This is a genomic window from Synechococcus sp. H55.10 (genome assembly GCF_047502715.1).
GTDB lineage: Bacteria > Cyanobacteriota > Cyanobacteriia > Thermostichales > Thermostichaceae > Thermostichus.
In genome coordinates, this window is record NZ_JANSJJ010000287.1 from 1 (window position 1) to 512 (window position 512).

Here is a 512-nt window from a genome sequence, read left to right on the forward strand (position 1 = left end):
ATTTTAACTCCCGCCGCGGCCTGATGATGATGATCGGTCGGCGCAAGCGTCTGCTCAACTACATTGCCAAACGTTCTCCCGACCGCATCCGGGAGCTGGCCGAACGGTTGAACATCCGCGTGAGAAAGTAGGCAGCTAGCTAAATCGCTGTTGGAGAGCTACCTTCGTGGGCAAGTCCAGCCGCTATTCCAAAGCCTCCCGCCGCCGCTCCAGCCCTACCCCTGCTCAGGTGGAGAAGCAGCCGACCCAAAGAGAGCCGGTTGCTGTTATCCCTCCGGAGGTGAGCCGGCGCATGGTGCGGCGGATCTTGGTCTTTTCCGGGATCCCTTCTGGCCTTGGCTTGAGCAGCTTTTTTGTCAATTACTATCTCTTAACCAACCATGTGGTGGCTCTGCCACCTTACTTTACCCTGGTGGAGTCGCTGGCCTTTTTAGGCCGTGGCGTTTTGGGTATTAGCAACGGCGGGTTATAGGCTTCTTGGGATGCAGTCTCTTATACACATATGACCCAGC

At 56.4% G+C, this 512-nt stretch carries 2 protein-coding genes; both read left to right on the top strand.

Translation table 11 applies throughout. The features are described from left to right. A partial coding sequence (locus NW858_RS13185) for a 30S ribosomal protein S15 (protein ID WP_414520667.1) occupies positions 1–131 on the top strand: 131 nt, incomplete at its 5' end. Positions 132–166: 35 nt separating this feature from the next. Further along, positions 167–472: a photosystem II biosynthesis protein gene (locus NW858_RS13190; protein ID WP_414520666.1), complete on the top strand. Its 306-nt coding sequence runs from the start codon at positions 167–169 to the stop codon at positions 470–472. Positions 473–512: the final 40 nt, after the last annotated feature.